The 4,987-nt window shown below is 47.2% G+C and carries 4 protein-coding genes; all 4 read right to left on the bottom strand.

Translation table 11 applies throughout. The features are described from left to right. Positions 1–1,555 (bottom strand): hypothetical protein (locus CAG69_RS12795; protein ID WP_161444516.1); only part of this gene is annotated, 1,555 nt, incomplete at its 3' end. Then, positions 1,555–2,127 (bottom strand): sigma-70 family RNA polymerase sigma factor, encoded by a 573-nt coding sequence (locus tag CAG69_RS12790; protein ID WP_005394366.1) that lies wholly within the window; start codon positions 2,125–2,127, stop codon positions 1,555–1,557. The genes CAG69_RS12790 and CAG69_RS12795, both read right to left, overlap by 1 nt. Positions 2,128–2,129: 2 nt before the next feature. After that, positions 2,130–3,602 carry a chromosome partitioning protein ParA gene (locus CAG69_RS12785; protein ID WP_161444514.1) on the bottom strand — a complete coding sequence of 491 codons (1,473 nt, stop codon included), beginning with the start codon at positions 3,600–3,602 and terminating at the stop codon, positions 2,130–2,132. Between the two features lie 13 nt (positions 3,603–3,615). After that, complete coding sequence (locus CAG69_RS12780; RefSeq protein WP_161444518.1) at positions 3,616–4,968, bottom strand: protein kinase domain-containing protein; 1,353 nt, start codon at positions 4,966–4,968, stop codon at positions 3,616–3,618. Between the last annotated feature and the right edge of the window lie 19 nt (positions 4,969–4,987).

The following is a 4,987-nucleotide window of genomic DNA, read 5'->3' as shown; positions in this document are numbered from 1 at the left end:
GGACAGGGGCGTGATAAATCATGTTGATCTTAAATTCCTCAACGCGATCAGCGAGCTCAGGTTTCGGACGTAAAATGTAGCTATACACCTCGCCATCAAGTAGTTCATCGTAAGGGGAATAGTTAAGATCAAACGATAACGATTGTTGTCCAGTAGCGGGGGCGCTGATGAACTCGTGGCAATCAATTTGGTAAGTCGGATCGTCTGGGTTAGGGTCTGATATGATGTCTATTTGATAGTCTCCTTGACCAGCAATGACATGGCTGTGATACCAAATGGCGACATCGCTACAATACAGGTTAGGACCATAAGTTCGTAAATTGAGATCGGATTCGAGACTTTCACCATGCGGACCCACGACTTTAGTACCATAGTGATAAATATAATTGCCAGCTTCAGCAACCAGATACCCCCCGCTTGGGAGAGGTAACAAATAGTCAAAAAAGGATATCTGGCGTAAATATCGCCCTGTCGGTGCGTTGATGCGTTTTTCCATCGATTGCTTGTTTTTTTGCATGGTATAGCTTTCGAATTGTTTGCCATCAAACACGGTGGTGAAATAGTTCCGAGTATCTTCATGAACCTGAGATGCGTATACCTTTTTGGTGGTCCAAATTTGGCGTACGCCGTGGACATAAACAATCAACGAGTCATCACTGATTTTGTACTCACCCACCTTTTTTAAGTCTCCCTTTTCAGGACACTGGTGTTTGTTGTTTGAGGCGGCATAACGTACCTCGTCATCCTCAAACTGAAACGCTTCGCAATACACCACTTCATACGCGTACGCGGTACCGCCAAGATTTTGCGTCGTCTCCAAGCGATAGACAGTGTCGCCAATTAACGGGTGTTCCGTGTCATTGTGACCTGGAGTGACAACAGGCAACTCAAAACGTGTTGTGACCCACGCATGGTCGCTGTCGCCGTGGTAATCATCACGCGCCGCTACCGCCAGGTATGTGGTGGTTTTAATGTTCTCTGGTGCACCTAGCACCATCATTTGTCCTTGGTTTAGCACCCTTAATCCATTGGCGTTTTCGAGCCAAATCCGAGTGGTGAGGAGATCGCCATCCGGGTCTTCAAACAGTTGGTTAAGATTGAGCGAATAGCTAATCGGAGAGTTTTGGTTGAGCTCCCAAGCATAAATAATGGTTTGTAGCTGTTGTTCCACCGTGAGGTTGATGATGGGTTTATTGTTCTCTGATGGGTCCTCTTTTGAGCGGCTGTCTTCATAACCCACAGACGAGTCGTAAAAAGAGCCGTCTTCTGTAGTATGAAATGGGTTCGTAACTGGCCCTGGTTGTCCTAAAATGGCAGAATTGAAGGCGTCATCACCGTCTTTTGTGTGGGCGTTCTCCAACGCAGAACCTGTCAACGCTTGCTTTACTTCAACTAAAGATGTGCGCTCATATTGACGATGTGTTCGCGTGGTTGATTGACTAGTACTGTCTGATGAGTTCGCCGCGGATGCCAAGTTGGTTTCGTCTGACATGCAGTATACGCCGAGCAAACCAACGCAGATGGCGCCGATTATCCAAAACTTTTTGCTTATCATTACGCGTGCGCCATTCGTGATTGCAACCAACTGCGAGAGAATTTTAGGTCTTTCTCTATTAAGCTCGCGCTGCACTCGAGCAGTTCACTGATTTCTTGGTTTTTCATTCCCATTAAATACTTGAGTTTGAGTGCACTTGATTGGCGTGGGTACCGGCTACTGAAGTTATCCAGAGCTTTATCCATGATGATCAATTGTTCGAAGCGATCTTCTTCATCTCTCATCAACGTAATGTGTTGGCGCTTTTGCGCTTGGTGTGAGCGTGCGTTATCGATCAAGATTTGACGCATCACTTTGGCGGCCATCAAAAAGAAATCACGTTTTGTTTCAATTTCACTCATGTCGCAGTTGGACATCTTCAGGTAAGCATCATGAATTAATGCCGTGGTGCTGTTGACGCTATCGGCCAATACCTTGTTGTCGGTGCCGTACTTTTCCGCGTTTCGTTCACGCTCGTGTTGGGCGATCTTACGTAACTGCAAATACGCAAATTGGTAAAGCTCACTCTCAGCTTGTTTATCACCAGATTGCCATTGTTGAATGATTTGTGTCAGTGCTACTGCTGTTGCCATGGTTATACATCCTCGCTCACTTTGACAAATTCAGAAATGGTGTGGGTTTCAATGCGATCAGAGCCGTCTCGGTTGCGGAGAACATCTTGTTGATAGCGATATAAAATGCCTTGTTCCCAAGTTGCGCCAGCGGGCAGATATTCCCAAGTGGTGTAATTGATTTCGGCAGGGGTCGTTGACCAACGTACCATGACATTCATTTGCGCAAGCTCGGCTTTGGGTTCGTCATTGTTGACCCACCACATGTCCGCATACTCTTGGGTGACATCTTGGGTGTATAGGCTTGCGTCGGTTGGACAGGTGTTTGCATTGTGCGGCAGTCGCATGACTTGTTGGTGGCGCATCAATAGGCACGATTGTGTCATGGACTGCTGGTGGTATTGGGTCTGCTGCCATACCCCGAGGTAGTCGATATCGTGTTCGTTCGTGTTGGGGTAGGTAAACCACAGCATTTCTGTACGATTGTGGTGGTGGATGTTTTTTTTACGCCCAAGGCCTTGTACTTTTTCCATCAGTAGCTCAGTACTTGGATCAAAGTTGAGTGCAACGGAGCGGTATTTCCAGTCGCCTTCATCATCAAAGTCTTCGAGAGAGAAACCATTCAAGTCGTTGCGGGTGCACCCAGTGATTGAGCAACCGACGATATTAAACCAATCCGCAAATTTGCTTATCGGCTCGACAATGTCTTCCGTGATAGGGCGCTTCATCGAGAGGAAACAGCCTTGAAAATGGTCGCCAACGCTTGGGTGCTCAATCAATGAATCTTTGGTGATGGTGAATCGAGTTTCACCAAACGGAGGGCGATATTTAGGATGATGTTGATAACGTAAATCGTAAGCACAAGCGCGGCCTTGCCAATCTTTCTTTTTGATCACGATGTTTTTGAACGTCATGCCGCGAGGTTCAAAGATGATCTCATCTGAGGCAAAGTTTTTCTCAATGTACTGCTGGCTTTCGTTTAGGTGCTCAATCGCATCATTGACAGATACCCAGTCGAGATTGAGGTGGCGTTTGGCATCATCCAGATAATTGAGGTCAAGGCCTTTGAGCTGGTTTTGAAAGCGAGCATCAGACAACACGCGGTTGGCTAAGACAATTTCCTTACGATTCTCAGGCGTACTGTCGAGAGAGAGCAGCAGGCGCGTCATATTGATGCTACGACTGGGTTTGGTTGTTGCCATCGTCGGTGTAAGCACTTCTTGGCTCGATAAGGTTGTCAGCAGATAACCTTTATCATCGTTGCCAAGGAAGAAGCTAATCACATCACCAGGTTGGTAGTGAAATGCCCCTTGCTGAGTGACGCCAGTGATATTGGAACTGGTTTTGTAATACAAGCCAGTCACTGGCGCATCGATAAAGTAGCCTTGCTTCAAGGTTGAAGTGGGCGGGTGTGAAGTGGCAGCAGAAGTGTCTGCTGCTAACGTGGAGGTAGCCGTCAATGCAGACAGCCAAAATACCACTGAACGTGTATACATCTTGTTTTAAGCCTTATTGGTTGGTGCTGTCCTCAGACGCACAATTTGGCTGACAACTCATTGGAGTAGTTAGGTGCTTCTTTGGCACCGGTGTCATCATCGCCAACAACATTTTTTGTTTTATATGTTTGGGGATATCTGGATTAGAGAGTATCCGCCTTCGTGTTAACTCCATCATGGAGCTCACCGAGAGGTGTTCGACATTCTGCCCCTTCGCGTGGAAGATAAGGCGGGTCATTTCGTACATCATATCTTCTGCAATCTTCTTCTCTTGTTGCAGTTGGATATTCTTTTGCATCATGGCGCTGCCAAATAGCACACCTGAGAGCACGATGATGCCTGACAATGCAGAAGCAAGAGGGCGCCGTTGCACCAAGCGAAAGGCGCTATACAAAGGCCAGTGTTTTTTCTGCTCGATAGGGCGACGTTCGATAATTCGCTCGATATCAATGCGTAGCGCTCGCACATCTGGGTATCGCACTTGGGTGGCTGGACGCGTCGCCCGTCTTATCACCCAATACACATCAGACCAAACCGCTGGTGACGGAAACATCAAAGCGAGGATTTTGCCCAATGAATAAACATCGCTTTGTTCTGTCAGTACTTGTCCTGCCTGCTGCTCAGGGCTGGCAAAGTTTTGGCTAAACGCAATCAGTGCCGAGGGTGAGCCCTCTCGGGTGGAGTGCGCTTTTTGAGTTAAGTTGAAGTCGAGCAGTTTGGGTCGTTTGCTACGATCAATCAGTATATTTTCTGGTTTTAGATCGGCATGCAAAACATGATGCTGGTGGGCGTGCTCCATCGCCTGACAAATCTGCTTAAACAGCAGCAGTTTTTCCGTCTTTTCCAGCTTATTTTCTGACAGGTATTTATCTAAGGTTTGACCAAATACCCGCTCCATCACGATGTAAACTGAATCTTGATGAAGGCCGCCATCAAACACTTTCGCTATGTACGGATGGTTTAGGCGCGCGAGCAGTTGTGCCTCATCAAAGAGTGCACGTTGTCCCAGCACATTACTCAAATTGCTTTGAATAAACTTGATGGCCAGATCTTGTTCGAACGTTTCATCTGCACGTAGGGCGGCGTAAACGACACCCATGCCACCGCGACCCAACTCATGAGTTAGGCGATACTTACTGATGACTTCTCCGCTTAGATCGACGTCTCGGTTCGTAGCCTGGTGAGCACCAAAGTAAAGTAACTGCGTTAGTTGTTCTTCAGGTGTCTCGTGGGCTAAAAGAGGAACGAGTTGTTGATACAGCTCAGGTTGACTTTGTTGCAATGCTTGGAGGTATTGCTGCTTTTGGGAGTCGTCCAGATCAAGCAAGTGATAGTAAATCTGGGTTTCGCTAGAGCCTAACTGCACTGTGCCTAATGTCTTATTC

It is taken from the genome of Vibrio sp. V43_P6S15P86 (genome assembly GCF_009904725.1).
GTDB lineage: Bacteria > Pseudomonadota > Gammaproteobacteria > Enterobacterales > Vibrionaceae > Vibrio > Vibrio diabolicus.
The sequence above is the reverse complement of the archived record's forward strand: the minus strand, read 5'-3'. Positions and strand labels throughout refer to the sequence as shown.